This window comes from Chromohalobacter sp. HP20-39 (genome assembly GCF_033052815.1).
Taxonomy (GTDB): domain Bacteria; phylum Pseudomonadota; class Gammaproteobacteria; order Pseudomonadales; family Halomonadaceae; genus Chromohalobacter.
On sequence record NZ_JAWHTP010000640.1, the window covers coordinates 1 to 275 of the forward strand.

Annotated in this window: 1 pseudogene; it reads left to right on the top strand. The window is 62.9% G+C overall.

Annotated elements, in window-relative coordinates:
* Positions 1 to 187 (top strand): annotated as a pseudogene (locus tag RVY79_RS19510) (hypothetical protein); the annotation flags it as partial.
* Positions 188 to 275: the final 88 nt, after the last annotated feature.

Sequence of the window (275 nt, forward strand, 5' to 3'; positions counted from 1 at the left end):
GGTTCTCGAAACGCTCGACCAGCATGCCGATGACGCGGCACGAACGGCGCTGGCCTATGATCTGCTCGAGCATGAGGCGCAGCATCAGGGTCAGTTGATCCGCTATTTCTACACCAACGGCTTCGCGTTTCCGCCGGATTTCGCCAAGCGCTACGCGTTGCAGCAGCCGGCGGGTGCCCTGGTGTGAGCCTGAGCGAGCGGGAAATCGCGCACTTCGATCGCGACGGGTTCATTGGGCCGTTCGACGTCTCTCCTCGCGAGGAAATGCTCGCCCG